The sequence below is a fragment of the Bacillus cereus group sp. BfR-BA-01379 genome, assembly GCF_022663605.1.
In the GTDB taxonomy this organism is placed as follows: domain Bacteria; phylum Bacillota; class Bacilli; order Bacillales; family Bacillaceae_G; genus Bacillus_A; species Bacillus_A mobilis.
The window spans coordinates 13,792-34,558 of the sequence record NZ_JAKUFT010000045.1 but is presented as its reverse complement, the minus strand read 5'-3'; the positions used below and the strand labels follow the sequence as shown (position 1 = coordinate 34,558).

Sequence of the window (20,767 nt, the reverse complement as noted above, 5' to 3'; positions counted from 1 at the left end):
TTACCACACTGTAATATTGAGAATTATGGTACAATTCAAACAAGGAATGGAGGAGAAGTATATGAACGTTATACGATTAAAAGAAGATAAATTTAAAGAAGCATTACGCTTATCAGAATACGCTTTTCAATATAAAGTTGAAGAGGAACGATTGCAGCAACAACTTACAAAGATGAAAGAAAGTCATGAAATATACGGTATTATGGAAGGGGAAGATTTAGCAGCAAAACTGCATCTCATTCCGTTTCATATATACATAGGCAAAGAAAAATTTAAAATGGGTGGCGTTGCAGGGGTAGCGACGTATCCAGAGTATAGAAGAAGCGGGTATGTAAAAGAATTGCTTCGACACTCACTACAAACGATGAAAAAAGATGGATATACAGTATCGATGCTACATCCATTTGCCGTTTCATTTTACCGTAAATATGGATGGGAACTTTGTGCGAACCTCCTTGTATGTCAAATGACAAAGAGCGATTTCGTGATGAAAAAACAAGTAAACGGTACTGTGAAACGATTCAATAAAGAAAATCACCCTGAAGAGGTCGAGAAACTTTATGAAACATTTGCACAATGTTTTTCCGGTATGCTAGTTCGCGATGAAAAATGGTGGTTACAAGCTGTTTATGATGATTTAACATTAGCGATTTATTACGATAAAAATAAAACGGCAGCAGGCTACATGCTATATAAAATTGAAAACAGCAAAATGACAGTAGAAGAATTTGTTCCACTGCATAATGAGGCGCGAAATGGCCTGTGGAACTTTATTTATCAGCATGATTCTATGATTAAAGAACTTGAAATGACTATAAGTGAAAACGAACCGCTATTATATACACTACAAGAGCCACGCGTGAAGGCAGAAATAAAGACGTATTTTATGGGCAGAATTGTAGATGTGGAGCAGTTCCTAAAACAATATGAATTAAACTGGAACAATGTACAGCAAGAAGTGATTTTACAGATTACAGATTCGTTTGCACCGTGGAATAACGTTACAGTGAGGCTTGCAAATCATGAAATAACAATTGTAGAAGAAACAATGGAAAAAGGAATCAAGCTGGATATAAACGCATTATCTACAATAATGTTTGGATACAAACGTCCGTTAGAACTTAATGAACTAGAATTCATTACCGGAAGCGAAGAGGAAATACAAGCATTTGAGAATATAGTTCCAGTACGTAAAGCTTTTATTTATGATTTCTTTTAAGTTTTAAATAGGGAATTGGGCTGTCCCAAACAAAATTTTGGGACGCCTTTCTCTTTGATTGTCGTTTTTTTCGGTAAGTCGATATATTTTAAAAACCGCTGATATAAATTTATTCACAAACACGGGATTAAAATTGCAACTATACGTAGTCACGCACTTGACTTTTAGTCCCTGTAATTTATAATTAAAAACGGAATGAATTTTCATTCCTGAAAATAGAGGTGGAAAAAATGGCTAAAAACAAACAAGAGGATATTTTTGATGCTGCGATGCAACTTTTTGCAGAGCGTGGTTACGATGGTACGACAATTCCAATGATCGCTGAAAAAGCAAATGTCGGTGCGGGTACTATTTATCGCTATTTTGCAAATAAAGAGGCACTTGTTAACTCATTATTTTCAAAAAGTATGTTACAGCTTTCTGAAATGATAAAAACGGATTTTCCTGTTGAAGCAAATATTCGTGAACAGTTTAGTCATACGTATAACCGTTTATTTGAATTTGCGAGAAACAATGTGGATGCTTTTTTATTTACAAATTCTCACTGCGATAGTTATTTTCTTGACGAACAGAGTAAGAAAATATTTGACGATTTTATAGGCTTCTTTATGAATATTATTGAAGATGGAATTGCAAAAGGTTTTCTTCGTCCATTGCCTCCAGTTGCTTTAATTATTATTGTATATCAACCGTTAGAAAAATTAACGAAAGTAATTGCAACAGGGCAATTAGAATACTCAAAAGAGTTAGTAAAAGAATTGGAAGAAAGCTCTTGGAATGCTATTAGAATCATTTGATTCTATAGCTTTATAAGGACAGGAATGAATATTCATTCCTAAATAGATTAAAAAAATGAAAGTAGGAGAGGATATTTGTGTAACTAAGGGAATGAACATTCATTCCGGAAAGAGTAGTTTAATAGAGTTTATAAAATAAATTAATAAAACGATAGGAATGAACGTTCATTCCTGAAAAATAGTTTCGAAATGATAGGAATGAATATTCATTCCTAAACTAACGTGAAACTTTCAAAACGGGAGATGATTAATATGAGTAAGCTGAAAAATTGGAGAAGTTTATCTTTTCTATTATGGATAGTTATTACTATTACAATGATCGTAACGATGCCTAATATGGATAAATTAGTGAAAGAAAAAGGGCATATTACGATTCCTAATACAGAGCAAAGTAGTATCGCTGACAAAATGATAAGAGAGATGGATAAAGACGGGACAGAAAAATATGATGTTATAGCTGTTTTTAATAGTGGAAGTAAAGCAGCTTTAACAACTGAACAAAAAGATGAAATAATAAAAACAATCAACGCCCTGCAAAATGAAAAAGAGCAATTAGGAATTAAGGAAGTTGTTTCACATTTAGATAATAAAGACTTGGAAAAGCAATTGATATCTAAAGACAATACGACCATTTTAACGCAAATCTCTGTGGATAAAAAACACGGTGAAATATCAAAAATTGCAAATGGGCTTCATAATAAAATTAAACCGAAGGGCGTTAAAACATACTTAACAGGAAGTGATTTAATTGCGGGTGATTTTCTTACATCCTCTCAAGAGGGAGTGAAAAAGACAGAAATTATTTCTATCATTTTCATTTTAGTTGTATTAATCATTGTATTTCGTTCACCAATTGTTCCAATCGTTTCTCTGCTTACAGTTGGTGTATCATACTTAGTTTCAATGGGGATTATTGCCCATCTAGTAGATCAATTTAATTTTCCGTTTTCTAACTTCACACAAGTGTTTGTAGTTGTTGTCCTGTTTGGGGTTGGAACAGACTATAACATTTTATTATATACAAGGTTTAAGGAAGAATTAAGTAAACAAGAAAATGCATTTTTAGCTACGAAAGAAACGTTTAAATTGGCAGGGAAAACCGTTTTATATAGCGGAATAGCAGTACTAATTGGTTTTGCATCTCTTGCTTTAGCGAGTTTTAAATTATATCAATCTACTTCAGCAGTAGCAATTGGTGTCGCAGTATTATTACTCGTATTAACTACGTTAAATCCATTTTTCATGGTGCTATTAGGAAAAGGAATGTTTTATCCAGTAAAAACATTTAAAGGCCATGAGGATAGTCGTTTATGGGGATTTCTTGCGAAAAACTCAGTAGTAAGACCATTCGCAGCTTTAATCATTGTATTTGTGATATCGATTCCTTTCGTAATGAAATACTCTAATACACTAAATTACAATGATTTATTTGAAGTAGATAATAAATATGAGTCGAAAATGGGGATTAACGTAATAGAAGCCCATTTTCCACCTGGTTTTTCTTCACCAAGTACGTTAGTCATTCAATCGGATAACAAGTTAGATGATGCGAGTTCTCTTCAAACTTTAGATGAACTAACTGATAAGATTTTGAAAGTGAAAGGTGTTTCAGAAGTATATTCACCGACGCGTCCAACTGGTGAAAGGATAAAAGAACTATATATAAATAAACAAGCGGGAGAACTAAATACAGGTTTAGGAGATGCCAATGGTGGTATAAAGGAAATTAATGATGGATTAACTACTGCGAAAGATAAAATGGGTAGTAAAGACTCAAATAGTCTTGCAAACGTTCAAAAGTTAATTGATGGAACAAACGAAGCGAAAAACGGTGTAACAGCATTAGGAACAGCTTTACATCAACTATCAACTGGTATAAATGACGGAGCACAAGGTGCGCAGAAAATTGAGAGTGGATTAACTTCAGTAAATGAAAATATAAATGTTTTATCTAATGCAACTTCACAAATTCATGCTGGTTATGCGCAGTTAGAAAAAGGATTAAGTTCATACGATCAATACTTCGGAAGTATTTCTCAAGCCATTGATGGTGCGAAAAAAGGTTATGAACAAATTGAAATGTTAATGACCAATTTCATTCAAACGAAACCAGAATTAGCAAATGATCCGAACATACTGCAAACGATAGGAATTGCTAAAGAGGCTCAAAAGCAATTAGGTGTGCTTTCAAATGAATTAAATCAATTAGCAACGCAGCATAAAGCGGCGATGGGCTCATTTAAAGAAGCGAATCAATCGTTATTGAAAGTGGATAACGGCTTAAAAGAAATGAACAATGGAGTTACTAAATTACGAAAAGGAGCAGCTGATCTTAAAAATGGATTAGATGAAGGTGCTTCAGGTTCTAAACAAATTGCGAACAAGTCATCTGAGTTACAAACCGGATTAACAAAAATAAATGATGGGCAAGGCCAGTTATTAACCGGGCTGAAAGACTTGCAAGAACAGATGGGGCAATTACAATCAGGATTATTTAAAAGTACAGAAGGGCTCGAAAAGGTAAGTAACGGACTAGGGGATGCTCAGAAATATTTAGGAGAATTGAATGAATCCAAAAGCTCTGAGAAATTTTATATTCCAAAAGAAGTTTTAGAGGGAGAAGATTTCCAAAAAGCATTGAATACGTACATGTCACATGATAGAAAGACTGCAAAAATGACAATCATTTTAGACGTAAATCCGTATTCGAAAGAAGCGATGCCAATCATTGAAGAAATTAATAAAACGATAGACGGTACGTTAAATGGTACAGAATTAAAATCAGCCAAAAAAGCGATCGGCGGTACAACAGCAAGAAACGTTGATTTAAAAGAAGTAACAGGCCAAGATTTCTTACGTACAGCTACGATTATGTTAATTGGAATTGCGGTTGTATTACTCGTTATTACACGGTCATTTTTAAATACAATCTTCATTATTGGCTCTTTAATATTAGCTTATTTTGCATCACTTGGTATAAGTGAACAAATTAGTACACACATACTAAACGTAGAGTCATTAAGCTGGAATGTACCATTCTTTAGTTTTATAATGATAGTCGCTTTAGGTGTGGATTATAGCATTTTCGTAATGATGCGATACAATGAGTTAGAAGGGGACCCTGCAACGAAAATTGTAAATGCATCTCGTCACATAGGAGGAGTCGTATTATCAGCTGCGCTTATTTTAGGTGGTACATTTGCTGCATTAATCCCTTCAGGTGTATTGACACTTATACAAGTAGCATCCGTTGTTGGTGTTGCACTGTTACTATTAGCTATCATTGTAATGCCAATATTGTTACCTGCTTTAATAGGGTTAACGAATAAAATGAAGAATTATACGAAAAAATTAAGTAAAAGAAAGTAAAAAAATCCCCTTTTAAAAGGGGATTTTTCTTATTTAATAAATTTGTCCATCACATCTTTATATTTTGCAAATTCCTCATTTATCATATCTCTATTCATTATAAAATTTGCTTCTATATAATATTGTTTCATTAAAAACATACATTTTATTCAAGGTAGAAAAGGGATGAATAGCAATCAACCGTTGCTATTCATCCATCTTCTACTATATAATAGCTATAGTCTACAATAATTGAGTCGTAATATGCGATTTTTTAAGACAATCGGTGAGAAAACGCTGAAATAAGCGGTATTAGTAGGAGGACACAAATGATTACAGTAAGTAACGTTAGTTTGCGTTTTGCGGATCGCAAATTATTTGAAGATGTTAACATAAAATTCACGCCAGGTAACTGCTACGGTTTAATCGGAGCAAACGGTGCTGGTAAATCGACATTTCTAAAGATTTTATCTGGAGAAATCGAACCATCAACAGGTGACATACATATTACGCCAGGTGAGCGTTTAGCAGTATTAAAACAGAACCACTTCGAATATGAAGAGTTCCCAGTATTAGAAACAGTAATTATGGGTCACACGCAACTTTATAAAGTAATGCAAGAGAAAAATGCCATTTACATGAAAGAAGACTTTAGTGATGAAGATGGTATGCGTGCTGCTGAACTTGAAGGTGAGTTCGCTGAGCTTAACGGTTGGGAAGCAGAATCAGAAGCTGCAATCCTTCTTAAAGGTTTAGGTATTGGTGAAGATGTTCATGATAAGAAATTGTCAGAATTAACTGGAGCAGAGAAAGTAAAAGTATTACTTGCTCAAGCTTTATTCGGTAAACCAGACATTCTATTACTAGATGAGCCTACCAACCACTTGGACTTAAAAGCGATTCAATGGTTAGAAAACTTCTTAATGAACTTTGAAAATACAGTAATCGTTGTATCCCATGACCGTCACTTCTTAAATAAAGTTTGTACGCACATGGCTGATCTTGATTTCGGTAAAATTCAACTTTATGTTGGTAACTATGACTTCTGGTATGAGTCAAGCCAATTAGCTTTAAAATTAACACAAGATGCTAATAAGAAAAAAGAAGAGAAAGTAAAAGAGTTACAAAACTTCATTGCACGCTTTAGCTCAAACGCATCTAAAGCGAAACAAGCAACTTCTCGTAAAAAATTATTAGATAAAATTACATTAGATGATATTAGACCATCATCACGTCGTTATCCATTCGTTGGCTTTACACCTGAGCGAGAAATAGGAAATGACTTATTAACTGTTGAAGGTCTTTCTAAAACAATTGATGGCGAAAAAGTGTTAGATAATGTGTACTTCACTTTAAATAAAGGTGATAAAGTTGCATTTATCGGTCGTAACGATATTGCGATGACAACATTATTTAAAATTCTTATGGGTGAAATGGAGCCAGATAGCGGTTCATTCAAATGGGGCGTTACAACATCTCAATCTTACTTCCCAAGAGATAACTCTAAATACTTTGAGAACAGTGACTCTAACTTAGTTGATTGGTTACGCCAATTCTCTCCACAAGATGAGTCAGAAAGCTTCTTACGTGGTTTCTTAGGCCGTATGTTATTCTCAGGTGAAGAAGTTAAGAAGAACGTTTCTGTATTATCTGGGGGCGAAAAAGTTCGTTGTATGCTATCTAAAATGATGTTAAGTGGTGCGAACGTAATCACACTTGACGATCCAACGAACCACTTAGACCTTGAGTCTATCACTGCATTAAACAATGGTTTAATCGCATTTAAAGGTACAATGCTATTCACATCTCATGACCATCAGTTCGTACAAACAATTGCAAACCGCATTATCGAAGTAACGCCAAACGGTGTAATTGATAAAGAGGCTACTTACGATGAGTTCTTAGAAAATGAAGAACTTCAAAAACAAGTAGATGCAATGTACAAAGGTCAATAATAAATGATGAAAAACCTCGCTCTCGTAATGAGAGTGAGTTTTTTTTATAATCATTGATTATATGAACTATGAATAATTATACAAAAATAACTTTGGAGGTTGAAAGATATTTTGATGTTACAAATATAGAAATGGCTGCATCATGAATAAACTTGAAATAAATGAAAGGGGTGTAATATACACCGGATAAAAACAAATGTTTTCTATTGTGAATTTCATTATATTACATGAATGTTCCAGAACTGGAGACATATTTATTTGCGAAGCAGTGAATAAAGGTTTATAGTATGTGGAGTCATAATTAGTGGATGAGACTTGGGAGAAAACAGAAAATGTTACAAAAGTATTTTGTTAAATAGAAACCAAGGTCAAAATATTTAAAAAGAAATAGTTGAATAAATAAAAGCTTCAAATTATAATTACTAATATTCTTCATATAGTTAAACAGATAAAATCTATTTGAAGATGAAAAATTGAATAGATAGACAGACTTATATCAAAATAAGCCTTGGATGATTAAAAGAGGTGGAGAGATGAAACAGTTCTTATTAAAGAGCAAAAGTGTGTTAAGCAATCACTTTGGATTTTTTGTGTTTGCCATTGTTTTATTCTGGTTAAAAACATATGCAGCATATGTGACAGAATTTAATTTAGGGATATCCAACACAATCCAAAAGTTTTTACTGTTTTTCAACCCGTTAAGCTCAGCAGTTCTATTTTTAGGGCTCGCATTATTTGCAAAGGGGAAACGTGCTTACATTTGGTTAATTGTTATTAATTTGTTAATGTCTATACTTTTATACGCAAACGTAGTATATTATCGCTTTTTCAGCGACTTTATTACGTTCCCGACATTAACACAAACGAATAACTTTGGAGATTTAGGTGGTAGTATTTTTGCATTACTACACGCATATGATCCACTATATTTCTTAGATACAATCATTTTAATTGTTTTAGTAGCAACAAAATTTGCAAGTCCAAAACCTATCCGTGTTGCGAAGCATAAATTATCACTAGTATTTGTAGCAGGTATTTTATTATTCAGCATTAACTTAGGTCTTGCAGAATCCGATCGTCCTGAATTATTAACAAGAACATTTGACCGTAATTATATTGTGAAATATTTAGGGGCATACAACTATACGATTTATGATGGCATTCAAAGTGCGAAAGCATCAACAGAACGAGCGTTAGCTGATGGAGATAATATGACTGAGGTTAGAAATTATCTTGCATCAACATATGCAAGTCCAAATCCTGAGTACTTTGGTAAAGGTAAAGGAATGAACGTAATTTATATTCATTTAGAGTCATTCCAAAACTTTTTAATCGATTATAAATTAAATGGGCAAGAAGTTACACCGTTCTTAAATTCATTTACAAAAGATGCGAATACGTTATACTTTGATAACTTCTTCCATCAAACAGGACAAGGTAAAACATCTGATGCGGAGTTCATGCTAGAAAACTCAATGTTTGGATTACCACAAGGATCTGTTTTTACAAATAAAGCTCATAACACGTTTCAATCAGCACCAGCTATTTTAGGTCAACAAGGATACACATCAGCAGTGTTCCACGGTAACTATAAAACGTTCTGGAACCGTGACGAGATTTATAAATCATTTGGTTTTAATAAATTCTTTGATGCGTCATACTACGATATGAACGAAAAAGATGTAGTAAACTATGGATTAAAAGATAAACCGTTCTTTAACGAATCTATTCCATTATTACAAACATTGAAACAACCGTTCTATACGAAGTTCATTACGCTATCGAACCATTTCCCTTATCCGATTGATAAAGAAGAAGCGACGATTGAACCAGCTAAAACAGGTGATTCATCAGTAGATACGTATTTCCAAACAGCACGTTATTTAGATGAGTCTGTAAAAGGATTCTTGGATTACTTGAAACAATCTGGTTTATACGATAACTCAATTATCGTTATGTACGGTGATCATTACGGCATTTCCGATAATCATGGTGCAGCAATGTCTCAAATAATGGGTAAAGAAATGAACTCATTCGAAAATGCACAGCTGCAACGTGTACCATTAATCATTCGTGTTCCAGGAATGAAGGGTGGCGTACAGCATCAATACGGCGGAGAAATTGATGTTCTTCCGACACTATTACACTTATTAGGTACAGATACGAAAAATTATGTCCAGTTTGGATCAGATTTATTATCACCAGAGCATAAACAAGTTGTTCCATTCCGTAACGGTAACTTCGTAAGTCCAACAGTTACTGCATTGAATGGAAAATACTATGATACAGCTACTGGTAACTCTGTAGAATTAACAGACGAAATAAAAGAAAATGAACAAATGGTTCAAAAATCACTGAAATACTCTGACCAAGTCGTAAACGGTGACTTATTACGATTCTATACACCGGAAGGATTTACACCGGTAGATCGTTCGAAGTACAACTATAACCATCGTGATAAAAATAAAACGAAGGTAAAGACGACTGAAGACGGGGAAACGAAATAAATATGAAAGAGCGCTACTCATAAGAGTAGCGCTTTTGTTTGTAAATAGAACGTTGTCATTATATAGAGTTATCCTTATTTTTTTGTTTCATCTTTCCAAAGAATACTACACCAGCAATGATAATTATGATAAATGCCCATTTTATGAAAGGGTTACTTTCGAAAAATCCAGCGAACCATTTCTCATCTACAATCATTTTCGCGGCAGTATAAGCTAAAACAGCTGCTCCAATTGTAATGATGACAGGGAACCGGTCCACCCATTTTAAAATTAATGTACTGCCCCATACTACTACTGGAATAGATACTAATAGTCCAATGATGACTAAAGAAAAATTGCCATGGGCAGCTCCTGCAACAGCAAGTACATTGTCAATACCCATTAACGCATCAGCAATAATAATGGTTTTAATAGCAGACCAAAATCCTTCTTCGGCTTTAATATCATGGTCTTTGCCTTCAGCAATTAATTTGTAAGCAATCCATATAAGGAGTACACCACCAATTAGAAGTAGCCCTGGTATTTTTAATAACCAAACAACAACTAAAGTAGCCAGGGCTCTAATCGCGATTGCCCCGATAGTTCCCCATATAATCACTTTCTTTTGCTGATCTTTCGGTAATCGCCGTGCTGCTAATCCAATTACAATGGCATTATCACCGGCTAACACTAAATCAATTACAATGATGGCAAGTAAGGCAGACAAATATTCGGCTGAAAGAAAATCCATATACACATCACTCCTTAAGAGTAATATGTGCTAAAGTGTTGATAATATAAAAAATAGGATTGAATTTGTATATTCAATCCTAAATTTTTTACTGTATTTTGATATATGTTTTAATTTCGTACTAGTCGTTTTTAGAATAACATGTTATGTTTTTAAGTTAAATTAATGTAATTTTTACTTTCTATTGATATAAAGGAAGGAGGGGAATCGAATATAAGAGAAGTAATGCCCAATACGAAAAAAAGACTCAATAACCTACTAGAGGAAATAGAGTCTTTCATATTACATACGATTATCATGCCAGAAGTTTAATGGGAAGTGTTCGTTCTCATTATAGGCTTCTAATTCATATCCTTTTTCTTTCAGTCCTTTTATAATTCCAGGTACTGCTTTAACGGATTGAGGATGAATGTCGTGCATAAGAATAACTTCAGTTGGTTTGTTAGCAATGTTAAGAACGTTTTCTACAATTTTAGCTGATGCAGCGTCAACAGGCATTTTGTTATATTTCCAGTCTAAAGAATCAATTGTCCAATCCCAAACTTTTAAGCCATTTTCGACAACTTTGTTGCGAAGAGCTTCGTTTAATCCTGGCATTGAGCCGTATGATGGACGAGTTAATACAGGCGATTTACCTAGAACGCCGGCGATTAAGCCTTGATCTTCCTTCATTTCATCTACGTAATGACCTTCTGTGTAAAGTTTCTTGTAGTTATGAGTCATACTGTGCATCCCAACATAGTGGCCTTCAGCATCTTCACGTTTTACAAGATCCGGGAATGCTTTTACGTTTGAACCAATTAGGAAGAATGTTGCTTTTGCATTTTCTCTTTTTAACATATCTAAAAGCTCAGCTGTGTATTTTCCAGGACCATCATCAAATGTTAAGTAAGCGACTTTTCTAACTTGCCCGTTATATTGTTTTGGAGCTTCTTTCGGTGCAAGAGATGATTGAATTTCACTTACAAGTTGAACAGATTTTGCTTCATCCTCTGTACTTGCTAGAGCAGTATGTGCTGATCCTAAAGCTGCTTCGTATGTAAATAATACCCCCGCGCAAATCAACATAGCCCTTTTTACTAAAGTTGTCATTCGAATTCCATTGTGCATAATTTTCCTTCTCTCTATAAAAGTTCTACTCTACTATATTAGCAATTATAGGGCGGTAATTGCAAAAAAACTTTTTTACAAGCGCAAAAAAATTTGGTCAAAAGTATGCAAGATTTTGTATCAATTGTAGTCTTGAAAAAATAGGGTGATTTTAAACTTTATTATGAAAATTTTCAAGCATTAAATTTAATTCTTTTAATAATGAAGTATGTGCTTTTTTAGACGAACGGGTATCAAAACGAAAAGGGATTCATCATACTTTCGTATTACTTCATTTTCATTCCAATTATTGATTCGAATATTTTTGTTTTCTATTAAAATATTGGTATAAGAACAATTAAATTTAATAAGGGAGTGGGAATATGGTTAATTATATTTGCACTACATGTGGAGTACAGTATCCTGAAAATGAAGAAGTGCCTTCTAGTTGTAAAATTTGTAATGAGGAAAGGCAATATGTGAATCCAATTGGGCAGTCATGGACAACATTAGAAACTATGCAAAATAGCAATTTATACAAAAATGAAATAATAAAAGAAGAAAGTGGTTTGTATAGCATTAGTACAAAACCTAAATTTGCAATTGGACAAACAGCATTTTTAATACAAAGTAAAACTCTAAATGTTATGTGGGATTGCATTAGTTATTTAGATGATAAGACGATTCAGAGTATATATGATTTAGGTGGTATTCAGGCAATAGCACTTTCTCATCCACATTATTACTCTACACAAGTAAAATGGGCGGAAACATTCAATGTACCTATCTATATTCATGAAGATGATAAAGAGTGGGTGGTTTGCCCGAGTAAACAAATTAAATTTTGGTCTGGGGAACATTTGATATTATCGGAAGAACTTACATTGCATCGCTTAGGAGGCCATTTTAAGGGCGGGACTGTTATGCATTGGAAAGAAGGTAACGAAGGGAAAGGAATTTTGTTATCAGGTGATATTATACAAGTAGTTTCCGATCAAAAATGGGTAAGTTTTATGTATAGTTATCCAAATCTCATTCCATTACCAGCGAATAAAGTTAGAGATATGGCAGAGAAAGTAAAAGATATCCAATTTAGTCGACTATATAATGCATTTCATGGTGTGGTGGAAGATGCGAATAAGGCTGTACAAAGATCTGCTGATCGGTATATAAAGGCCCTACAAGGAGACCTTTTTCATACGTAATAAAATATAAGGAAGAACTATTTATTTCATCTCATTATTTATATAACTATTTTTATATAAATTTAATACTAAAGTCCTACTATTTATAAACTAATAGGTCTTTCAACTTAGGCAGTTCTCACACTAATGAGGGATATGAAAGGGAATATATGTAACCTATAATGATTACTATAAAGCTTTGGAAAATGAAAAGGAGGAGATTTGCATGAAGAATTGGGTTCAATTTAGAATTGCAAGACCAACAGATAAATTTGAAGAAGTTATAAGTTTTTATGAGACGGGGTTAGGATTAAAGCGTATAGGAGAATTTCACAATCATGAAGGATATGATGGGGTTATGTTTGGATTACCGGATGCCGAGTATCATTTGGAGTTTACAACGCACGTTAATGGAAGCCCATGTCCGGCACCGACAAAAGATAATTTACTAGTTTTTTATATGCCTAATAAAGATGAAATTGAAAAAATAGTGAATCGATTAAGTAATATGGGCTATCATGAGGTGGAACCAGAAAATCCGTATTGGATAGAGAAAGGAACCACAATAGAGGATCCAGATGGTTGGAGAATTGTGCTTATGAACGCATTTGAATAAAGAAGCTCTTTTCGTATGTAATGTAGTGTAACAAAATGATTTAGTCATAAATCCCTACAGTATTTGTAGGGATTTTTATATAAAAAGATTTAGTTAAGAGAGTTATGAAAATGTAGAAAGTATTTTAGCTAAAAATAAATATGATTTATGTAGGAGGAATAGAAGTATGACATTAAAGCATTTTAATGAGTTTGCTAAAAATGTTGGGAACACACCTCTCATTAAATTAGAATGCGAAGAAACGAAGGATTTTTCTATTTATGCTAAATGTGAATGGCACAACCCTACAGAATCGATTAAGGATAGAGCTGCACTTGGAATGATTAAAAAATATTTACAAGAAGCGGACAAAAAACAACCTATCTTAGAGTATAGTGGTGGAAGCTTAGCGAGATCAATTGGTTATATTTGTTATTATTTAGAGGTTGAATGCACGTTAGTTTTAAGTTCTGGAACTGGTAAATCATTACTAAATGAACTTGAGTGTTATGGAGCTAACGTGATTTTAGTTGATAAATGTATGGGTTTCTACGCAGTAATTGAAAAGGCAATTGAGATTAGCAAACAAAAACCAGAGTTATACTTTTTATTCCAACATTATAATAACGCAAATCTATTAAGTCATATAGAAGGTACAGGCAGAGAAATTATTACACAAATGAATGGAAAACCAATACACGCATGGGTAGCATCTGCTGGTACTGGTGGAACTCTAATGGGAGTCTATAAAGAAGTAAAGAATTATACCAAAAATGTTGAGCTACATTTAGTAATGCCTGCTGAATTGCCTTATGGTTCCGAACAACCACCGAATGATTTAAAGAAATATGCTGGATCAGGTGGGTTTGGCTTAGGAAGGAAACAACATTTCATAGAACAGGAAGACAATTTGATAGAAAAACAATGGACTTATTCATATGAAGAAACCTTGTATGAAATGGCACGTTTTTATAATGAAACTGGTATGAAAATAGGAACGTCTGCGGCAGCGAATTTATTAGCTGCTAAACAAATTGGAAAAGAAAAAGGTGCGAATTTTAATGTAGTTACAGTTTTTCCGGACGCAGGGTCTATAGAAGAGTGGTCAGATGTAAAGAGCTTACAAAAAATAAAGAGAGAATCAAACAAATAAAAGTTCTTTCAAATTCTATTTCTTACACTTTGGGAAATTGATGAAATGAAAACCTGTATATGTAAAATGTACAGGTTTTTCGTGGTTGTTTTAATTATATATAGCAACTATAAAATTTCACATACCGTATTTTTAAAATACATATAGGAAAACCAAAAAGTAATGTAGAATATATCGTACATACATATATGAAATCAACATAAAAGAAAAAGAGGTGTGCATATGTTACTGGAAGAAGTAATGCAACAACTAGAGGAATATGGAACAGAACAAAATCGTAAAACGTATAAAAACCACGGAGCGAAAGAGCCACTCTTCGGAGTTAGTTTTGCCAATTTAAAATTGTTAAAAAAGAAGATAAAAAAAGATCATGATTTAGCAATTTTATTATGGGAAACAAAAAATTTGGATGCAATGACTTTAGCGACGATGATTTTAGATCCAAAGAAAGTTACGACAGAACAGCTAAATAAATGGGTACAAGAAGTTGATTATTATTGTTTAATGGACGTTTTGATGACCGCTATTTGTACATCGCCAATCGCGATAGAAAGAATGGAAGAATGGACAAATTCTGATGATGAATGGATTGGAAGAGCAGGTTGGTCATTATTAGCGAATATCGCGATTAAAAATAAAACGTTACATGATGATTTCTTTTCTCCTTATATAGAAGAGATTAAAGTAAATATACATAATGAAAAAAATAGAAAAAAAGAAGCGATGAATAGTGCTTTAATTGCGATAGGAATTCGTAATGAAGACTTAGAGAGAAAAGCGATTGAAATTGCACGTGAAATTGGAAAAGTACAGGTTGATCACGGGGCAACGTCATGCAAAACACCTGATGCAGAGCCATATATAAAAAAAGCGAGAGAAAGAGCTGAAAAAAAGAAAGTGAAATAAGAATAGGAGAACGGTTATGAAACCAATGGAAGCGGCACAAAGCATCATTACATCACAATTTCCGAATTGTGATGTAGCTTTACTGGGAGGAAGCGTTGTACGAGGGGAAGCGACAAAAACATCTGATCTGGACATTGTAATAATAGATTGTAGTTTGTCATTTTGTTATAGAGAATCTTTCTATAGTAATGGATGGCCCGTTGAGGTGTTTGTACATAATTTTGAAACGTATAAAACCTTTTTTAAAAGTGATTGTGATCGCGGAAGACCTTCGTTGCCACAATTAGTTTCAGAGGGAATTGTATTAAAAGGTGAAAATGAAATTGTTGAGGAATTAAAAAGAGAAGCAAATGATTTACTAAATCAAGGACCAGCTAAATGGAACGAAGAAATAATGAAGCAGAAGCGATATTTTATTACGGATACTTTGGATGACTTTATCGGGGCGACAAAAAGAGAAGAAGAATTGTTTATCGCGAATCTATTAGCTGATTTAGTACATGAATATGTATTAAGAGTAAATGGTAAATGGCTGGGAAATTCAAAATGGTTTATAAGGGTACTTAGAAAATATGATGAACAATATGCAGATCAATTTGTAGCGGCGTTTGATCATTTTTATACAACAGGAGAGAAAAGTAAATTAATTACTTTTGTAGAAAAAACGCTAGAACAGTATGGAGGAAGAATGTTCGAAGGATTTTCTATAGGAAAATAAAAAGGGGATAGCACAATGAATGTACCATTCGTTCAATTAAGAGAACTGACACTAGATGATGTAGAAGATCGCTATCAATGGTCATTAGATACAAAAGTAACAAAACATCTAGTTGTACCAGATCAATATCCACCGTTTACTCGTGAAGAAACGAAAAAATGGATTGAAGCATGTATAAATCGGAAAAATGGCTATGAACAAAGAGCTATCACTGCAGAGAATGGCATACATATTGGATGGGTAGATCTTAAAAATTTTGATAAAACAAATAATAATGCAGAACTGGGAATCGCGATTGGTAATAAAGAATACTGGGGTAAAGGGTATGGAATAGCGGCTCTATATAGTATGTTACATCTTGCATTCTATGAATTTGAATTAGAAAAAGTTTGGTTACGTGTAGATGAAGATAATTTTCAAGCTAGAAAGAGTTATGAAAAGGCTGGTTTTGTTTGTGAAGGGCTAATGAGAAATGATCGATTACGTCAAGGGAAGTTCATTCATCGTTATCGTTATAGTATGTTAAGAAAAGAATACGATTCTTTAAATAGTGGTTTATAAAAATATTATGTTAACTTAAGGGGCTGAAGAAATATGATCCGATTACTTATGAAAGAAGATGCGGAAAAATATTGGGACTTACGTTTACAAGCATTACAAGTAAATCCAGAGGCATTTGTAACAACTTATGAAGAGGCAATTCGCCAGGAAAATCCTATTAAACGAGTGGAAAGTAATTTAACAGCTACTACCAGCTGTACATTTGGTGCTTTTAATGAGGATCATCAATTAGTTGGAGTTGTCACTTTACTAACTGAAGAAAAAGAGGCATATAAACATAAAGGTCATATCGTTGCGATGTATGTAGATGCTAGTAATCGAAGAAGTGGTCTTGCACGTGAGTTAATACGTAAGGCAATTGAAAGAGCAGGAGAAATGAGCTTGGAACAATTGAACTTAGGTGTTGTATCTACAAACGAACCAGCAAAAAAATTGTATGAATCAATAGGCTTTAAAACGTACGGAATTGAAAAAAGAGCTCTAAAGATGAACGGTGTATATAGTGACGATGAATATATGGTCTTGTTCCTTTAAGAGAGGGAGTTTAGTATGAAAGATCTCCATTTAGACAAAAATATGAACACGCAAGTAGCGATTCTGTATGCGACGGTTACTGATACATTTAAACGACTGCAAAAGTTAGTAGAAGGTACTGATGAGAAGGAACTGTTTTTTAAAGGGGCAGAAAATAATGAAAATAACATCGGACAACTACTTCAACATTTAGCAGTTGTTGATTTACATTGGGTGTATCGCTTAAAAAGAGAAGCAGTTCCACTGGCACTTGAAAAAATATATGGACCTATGTTAAATGAAGTAGGAGAACTGCCAAGTTTAAGAAAACAGACTCTGCAACAATTAATGCAAGATTATGAAGCTGTGCAACGTATGTTATATGAGGAATGTATGAAACTAACAGAAAATGATTTAACACGGGAAGTTTTTTATGAAAAGGGAGAAAGTGCGACTATAAGGTGGGGGATATGGCATATAGCCGATCATAATCGGTACCATCAAGCTCATATTAGTCGGTTGAGAAAATTGTACAAAGAATATCAACTACATATAATCTAAATGTAAGTGTGAAAAACTCCCCGTAATTAATAGATTAGGGGGAGTTCATTTTAAATTGGCTTTTTTTTCTTTTCTTCCCAAGTTAACATCAAATTTTTATGGTAGTCTTTTGGTTGCGCCATTAAATACCAGTAAATTATATGCGAAATTGTAGGTTGCCATTTTTTATGGCGTATTCTTATATTTTCGTGATGAGTATAGTGAGTGGAAATTACAGTCGCTTTTGTTTCTGGAAAACCGCTGTATACAATATCTTCTATCTCATACCAATAAACTTTATTCCCATCTAAATCAATTATAATACCTTCATCATCCCAATAAAAACCGGTATTCTCTTTTCTTTTTTTCAAAAGATAAAAACCATAGTATATAAAAATGCCTGGGATGATTAAGATTAGAATACCAAGGAAGAAAAATTCATCTATTAAAGCTAAAATACAAATGAATAGAAAAGAAAGTCCTGCAGCTAACATCAATAAGGTGAATACCATGGAAATTTTATATGTTTTCAATATGATCACATCCAAATAACTAATTTATTTCTTAAGCCAAAACTTTTCATCGGTACAATATGCACTAACCATTATGCATATAGCAGATATAAAATGCATACACATCTCGATTAACGGAATCTATGAAACGAATGATGTAGCGATTCATCCTGATTTTATTTTAATATATTGTATAATAAATAAAAACACTATTATTTTTATAAGTTAATATGCTGTTAAAAAATTTTGCATCCGAATAGATTGAGAGTTATTTAATAAAAACTATTATAAGGGGTTATATAATGAAAGCTATTGCAGTAGGGATATTGGCATCATTTTTCTTTGCCTTTACCTTCGTTTTAAATCGGGCAATGGACTTAGAAGGTGGAAGCTGGATTTGGAGTGCTTCATTACGGTACTACTTTATGGTTCCAATGCTTTTACTTATTGTCATGTATAGAGGTAATTTAAAGCAACTCTTTCAATATATGAAAAATAATCCGAAAGAATGGCTAGTGTGGAGTATCGTAGGATTTGGTCTCTTCTATGCACCACTTAGTTTTGCTGGAGCTTTTGGACCTGGTTGGCTCGTTGCATCAACATGGCAAATTACAATCGTCGCAGGAATTTTATTAACACCATTTTTTGCTGTAGATCCATTACATAAAAAACTTCCAATTAAGGAATTAGTTATGTCGGGTATTATTTTATGCGGTGTTGTACTCATGCAAGTAGAACATGCTTCTTCATTAGGAATTCGTGAAACTGTTTTATGTGTAGTTCCTGTTCTTATTGCAGCGTTTGCGTATCCTCTTGGAAACCGGAAAATGATGCAAGTTTGTAAAGGAGAGTTAGATGTATTCCAGCGAGTTCTCGGTATGACATTAGCAAGTTTACCATTTTGGTTTTTACTATCTGGTTATGAAGTATCAACAGGCGGGCTACCGTCAAGTAGCCAAGTTTTCCAATGTTTTATTGTAGCAGTTAGTTCTGGTTTAATCGCGACAGTATTATTCTTCTTTGCGACAGATCTTGTAAAAGATGATCCGCAAAAACTAGCAACAGTAGAAGCAACACAATCCGGTGAAGTTTTATTTGCGCTAGTAGGAGAGCTCATCTTACTATCTGCTCCAATTCCGTCATCTTTATCTTGGATTGGTATGAGTCTTGTTATTGTCGGAATGATACTACATAGTTATGTAGCGGTCGTTGTGAAGAAAGAAGAAAAAATAACGGCGTAATGAGATTAGCTCTTTTTATAAAGAGCTAGTCTTTTTTCATAGAAAAGGATGGAAGAATGAATTTACAGCGTGTTGAACAAATTGAAAAAGATCCAATTTTACATGTACTACAGTATGCAATTGGTCCAAGTGAAACTAGCTTAAAGAAAGCAGTTTTATTTTATGAAAAGAATAAAGGGACTTTTTATAAATATGAAGAAAAAGCTTGTATAGGTATTGAAATAATCGGAGCAAATAAAGCGAGAATTTGCCATATAGCAGTCGCTCCGAAATATCGTTATAAAGGAATTGCATTGCAAATGATAAAGGAAGTATTAAGAATACATCAATTGACTTATGTAGAAGCAGAGACAGACAAAGAGGCAGTAGAATTTTATAAGAAAATTGGTTTTCTGGTTAAAAGTTTAGGAGAAAAGTATCCGGGAGTCGAAAGGTTTCAATGCTATCTGGAAGGATAGCATTGAAAATATGCAAATATACATATTGAGTATAGTTTGAAAAAAGTAAGAATTACATTATATAATAAAGGTATCTGGAAAAATATAGATAAAAGAAATTAGGTGTATAACAAATGAGAATGGATAAAAGTAAATTTATAAAAATTGCTACTTCAATTGGGGTGTCATCTTTTTTATTAACAGGCTGTGGCGATTATGAAGAAGAAACGGCCCAGAAAGAAAGTACTGCTGTTAAAACAGATGGTGGAAAACAAGGGAATGAACAAGAAACATTAAATTGTGACGATAAAACTCCTACTAATGAAAATGTAGAGAATGATGAGTTATGCAAGGAAAATAATCCGTCATTTTCATCGTATAATGAAAATTCACATTTACCAATACTTCCATTCGTAGCAGGATATTTACTAGCAAGCAGAACTACAAATATGAATTATACAGCAAAACCAAATATAATGAAGAAACCGTATGCAAATAATGTTATTCCATATCGTGAAAAAGACCAAAGTAGAACTGGTGGCAGCGGTGGTGGAGGTTATTACGGCGGAACTAACAGTAACAATAATAACTCTTCCAATAAAGTGGATTTAAATAAACAACAGCCAAATTCCTCAAATAAAGTGACGCCAGATACAAATACGCCGAAATCATCTACGACACAAACGCCGAAAGTGAATTCTGGTTCCAGTGGAATTGGGAATGCAAAAGCACCAGCCGGATCATAACACGAAAGGAAAATGG

General features: G+C 33.5%; 19 protein-coding genes. 16 read left to right on the top strand and 3 right to left on the bottom strand.

Annotated elements, in window-relative coordinates; genetic code table 11:
- The first annotated feature begins 61 nt into the window (after positions 1–61).
- From MR113_RS17385 to ltaS, 5 genes are all read left to right on the top strand, one after another.
- Positions 62–1,219 carry a GNAT family N-acetyltransferase gene (locus MR113_RS17385; protein WP_242255777.1) on the top strand — a complete coding sequence of 386 codons (1,158 nt, stop codon included), beginning with the start codon at positions 62–64 and terminating at the stop codon, positions 1,217–1,219.
- A gap of 230 nt (positions 1,220–1,449) precedes the next feature.
- A complete protein-coding gene (locus MR113_RS17380) occupies positions 1,450–2,016 on the top strand; it encodes a TetR/AcrR family transcriptional regulator (RefSeq protein ID WP_001107306.1) in 567 nt (188 codons plus the stop codon).
- A 252-nt stretch (positions 2,017–2,268) separates the two neighbouring features.
- Positions 2,269–5,385 carry an MMPL family transporter gene (locus MR113_RS17375; protein WP_242255776.1) on the top strand — a complete coding sequence of 1,039 codons (3,117 nt, stop codon included), beginning with the start codon at positions 2,269–2,271 and terminating at the stop codon, positions 5,383–5,385.
- 308 nt (positions 5,386–5,693) lie between these two features.
- Positions 5,694–7,319 (top strand): ABC-F family ATP-binding cassette domain-containing protein, encoded by a 1,626-nt coding sequence (locus MR113_RS17370; protein WP_242255775.1) that lies wholly within the window; start codon positions 5,694–5,696, stop codon positions 7,317–7,319.
- Positions 7,320–7,852: 533 nt separating this feature from the next.
- Positions 7,853–9,826 (top strand): lipoteichoic acid synthase, encoded by a 1,974-nt coding sequence (gene ltaS, locus MR113_RS17365; protein WP_242255773.1) that lies wholly within the window; start codon positions 7,853–7,855, stop codon positions 9,824–9,826.
- Between the two features lie 58 nt (positions 9,827–9,884).
- On the opposite strand, the gene MR113_RS17360 is transcribed toward ltaS, so the two are convergent.
- Positions 9,885–10,556: a TerC family protein gene (locus MR113_RS17360; protein WP_242255771.1), complete on the bottom strand. Its 672-nt coding sequence runs from the start codon at positions 10,554–10,556 to the stop codon at positions 9,885–9,887.
- Between the two features lie 282 nt (positions 10,557–10,838).
- On the bottom strand, positions 10,839–11,666 hold the full coding sequence (locus MR113_RS17355; protein WP_242255769.1) for a peptidoglycan-N-acetylglucosamine deacetylase: 828 nt from the start codon (positions 11,664–11,666) through the stop codon (positions 10,839–10,841).
- Between the two features lie 362 nt (positions 11,667–12,028).
- Between MR113_RS17355 and MR113_RS17350 the strand changes: the two genes are divergently transcribed.
- The 8 genes from MR113_RS17350 to MR113_RS17315 all read left to right on the top strand — a co-directional run bounded on the left by MR113_RS17350 (position 12,029) and on the right by MR113_RS17315 (position 17,836).
- Positions 12,029–12,850: an MBL fold metallo-hydrolase gene (locus MR113_RS17350; RefSeq protein WP_242255767.1), complete on the top strand. Its 822-nt coding sequence runs from the start codon at positions 12,029–12,031 to the stop codon at positions 12,848–12,850.
- Positions 12,851–13,055: 205 nt separating this feature from the next.
- Positions 13,056–13,445, top strand: coding sequence for a VOC family protein (locus tag MR113_RS17345; RefSeq protein WP_172553261.1), 390 nt, complete (start codon positions 13,056–13,058; stop codon positions 13,443–13,445).
- 166 nt (positions 13,446–13,611) lie between these two features.
- The gene (locus MR113_RS17340; protein ID WP_242255765.1) at positions 13,612–14,577 is read left to right on the top strand and encodes a pyridoxal-phosphate dependent enzyme; all 966 of its coding nucleotides are present in this window, start codon (positions 13,612–13,614) and stop codon (positions 14,575–14,577) included.
- Positions 14,578–14,799: 222 nt separating this feature from the next.
- Complete coding sequence (locus MR113_RS17335; RefSeq protein ID WP_242255763.1) at positions 14,800–15,483, top strand: DNA alkylation repair protein; 684 nt, start codon at positions 14,800–14,802, stop codon at positions 15,481–15,483.
- 16 nt (positions 15,484–15,499) lie between these two features.
- Complete coding sequence (locus MR113_RS17330; protein ID WP_242255761.1) at positions 15,500–16,201, top strand: nucleotidyltransferase domain-containing protein; 702 nt, start codon at positions 15,500–15,502, stop codon at positions 16,199–16,201.
- A gap of 15 nt (positions 16,202–16,216) precedes the next feature.
- Complete coding sequence (locus MR113_RS17325) at positions 16,217–16,762, top strand: GNAT family N-acetyltransferase (RefSeq protein WP_242255760.1); 546 nt, start codon at positions 16,217–16,219, stop codon at positions 16,760–16,762.
- A gap of 33 nt (positions 16,763–16,795) precedes the next feature.
- Positions 16,796–17,296: a GNAT family N-acetyltransferase gene (locus MR113_RS17320; RefSeq protein ID WP_242255759.1), complete on the top strand. Its 501-nt coding sequence runs from the start codon at positions 16,796–16,798 to the stop codon at positions 17,294–17,296.
- A gap of 15 nt (positions 17,297–17,311) precedes the next feature.
- Positions 17,312–17,836, top strand: coding sequence for a DinB family protein (locus tag MR113_RS17315; RefSeq protein WP_242255758.1), 525 nt, complete (start codon positions 17,312–17,314; stop codon positions 17,834–17,836).
- A gap of 50 nt (positions 17,837–17,886) precedes the next feature.
- Here the strand turns inward: MR113_RS17315 and MR113_RS17310 are convergent, their stop codons facing one another.
- Positions 17,887–18,357: a hypothetical protein gene (locus MR113_RS17310; protein WP_242255782.1), complete on the bottom strand. Its 471-nt coding sequence runs from the start codon at positions 18,355–18,357 to the stop codon at positions 17,887–17,889.
- Positions 18,358–18,629: 272 nt separating this feature from the next.
- Here MR113_RS17310 and MR113_RS17305 point away from each other — a divergent pair, with 272 nt between their 5' ends.
- From MR113_RS17305 to MR113_RS17295, 3 genes are all read left to right on the top strand, one after another.
- Positions 18,630–19,568, top strand: a complete 939-nt coding sequence (locus tag MR113_RS17305) for a DMT family transporter (protein ID WP_132132580.1) — start codon at positions 18,630–18,632, stop codon at positions 19,566–19,568.
- Positions 19,569–19,624: 56 nt separating this feature from the next.
- Entirely contained in the window at positions 19,625–20,026 is a 402-nt protein-coding gene (locus MR113_RS17300) for a GNAT family N-acetyltransferase (RefSeq protein WP_132132578.1), read from the top strand.
- A gap of 113 nt (positions 20,027–20,139) precedes the next feature.
- Positions 20,140–20,751, top strand: a complete 612-nt coding sequence (locus MR113_RS17295; protein ID WP_242255757.1) for a hypothetical protein — start codon at positions 20,140–20,142, stop codon at positions 20,749–20,751.
- Positions 20,752–20,767: the final 16 nt, after the last annotated feature.

What these genes read in the sequence shown, in the direction of transcription:
- MR113_RS17385 (WP_242255777.1), top strand. Translation starts at nt 62, where the DNA reads ATGAACGTTATACGATTAAAAGAAGATAAATTTAAAGAAGCATTACGC.
- MR113_RS17380 (WP_001107306.1), top strand. Translation starts at nt 1,450, where the DNA reads ATGGCTAAAAACAAACAAGAGGATATTTTTGATGCTGCGATGCAACTT.
- MR113_RS17375 (WP_242255776.1), top strand. Translation starts at nt 2,269, where the DNA reads ATGAGTAAGCTGAAAAATTGGAGAAGTTTATCTTTTCTATTATGGATA.
- MR113_RS17370 (WP_242255775.1), top strand. Translation starts at nt 5,694, where the DNA reads ATGATTACAGTAAGTAACGTTAGTTTGCGTTTTGCGGATCGCAAATTA.
- ltaS (WP_242255773.1), top strand. Translation starts at nt 7,853, where the DNA reads ATGAAACAGTTCTTATTAAAGAGCAAAAGTGTGTTAAGCAATCACTTT.
- MR113_RS17360 (WP_242255771.1), bottom strand. Translation starts at nt 10,556, where the DNA reads ATGGATTTTCTTTCAGCCGAATATTTGTCTGCCTTACTTGCCATCATT.
- MR113_RS17355 (WP_242255769.1), bottom strand. Translation starts at nt 11,666, where the DNA reads ATGCACAATGGAATTCGAATGACAACTTTAGTAAAAAGGGCTATGTTG.
- MR113_RS17350 (WP_242255767.1), top strand. Translation starts at nt 12,029, where the DNA reads ATGGTTAATTATATTTGCACTACATGTGGAGTACAGTATCCTGAAAAT.
- MR113_RS17345 (WP_172553261.1), top strand. Translation starts at nt 13,056, where the DNA reads ATGAAGAATTGGGTTCAATTTAGAATTGCAAGACCAACAGATAAATTT.
- MR113_RS17340 (WP_242255765.1), top strand. Translation starts at nt 13,612, where the DNA reads ATGACATTAAAGCATTTTAATGAGTTTGCTAAAAATGTTGGGAACACA.
- MR113_RS17335 (WP_242255763.1), top strand. Translation starts at nt 14,800, where the DNA reads ATGTTACTGGAAGAAGTAATGCAACAACTAGAGGAATATGGAACAGAA.
- MR113_RS17330 (WP_242255761.1), top strand. Translation starts at nt 15,500, where the DNA reads ATGAAACCAATGGAAGCGGCACAAAGCATCATTACATCACAATTTCCG.
- MR113_RS17325 (WP_242255760.1), top strand. Translation starts at nt 16,217, where the DNA reads ATGAATGTACCATTCGTTCAATTAAGAGAACTGACACTAGATGATGTA.
- MR113_RS17320 (WP_242255759.1), top strand. Translation starts at nt 16,796, where the DNA reads ATGATCCGATTACTTATGAAAGAAGATGCGGAAAAATATTGGGACTTA.
- MR113_RS17315 (WP_242255758.1), top strand. Translation starts at nt 17,312, where the DNA reads ATGAAAGATCTCCATTTAGACAAAAATATGAACACGCAAGTAGCGATT.
- MR113_RS17305 (WP_132132580.1), top strand. Translation starts at nt 18,630, where the DNA reads ATGAAAGCTATTGCAGTAGGGATATTGGCATCATTTTTCTTTGCCTTT.
- MR113_RS17300 (WP_132132578.1), top strand. Translation starts at nt 19,625, where the DNA reads ATGAATTTACAGCGTGTTGAACAAATTGAAAAAGATCCAATTTTACAT.
- MR113_RS17295 (WP_242255757.1), top strand. Translation starts at nt 20,140, where the DNA reads ATGAGAATGGATAAAAGTAAATTTATAAAAATTGCTACTTCAATTGGG.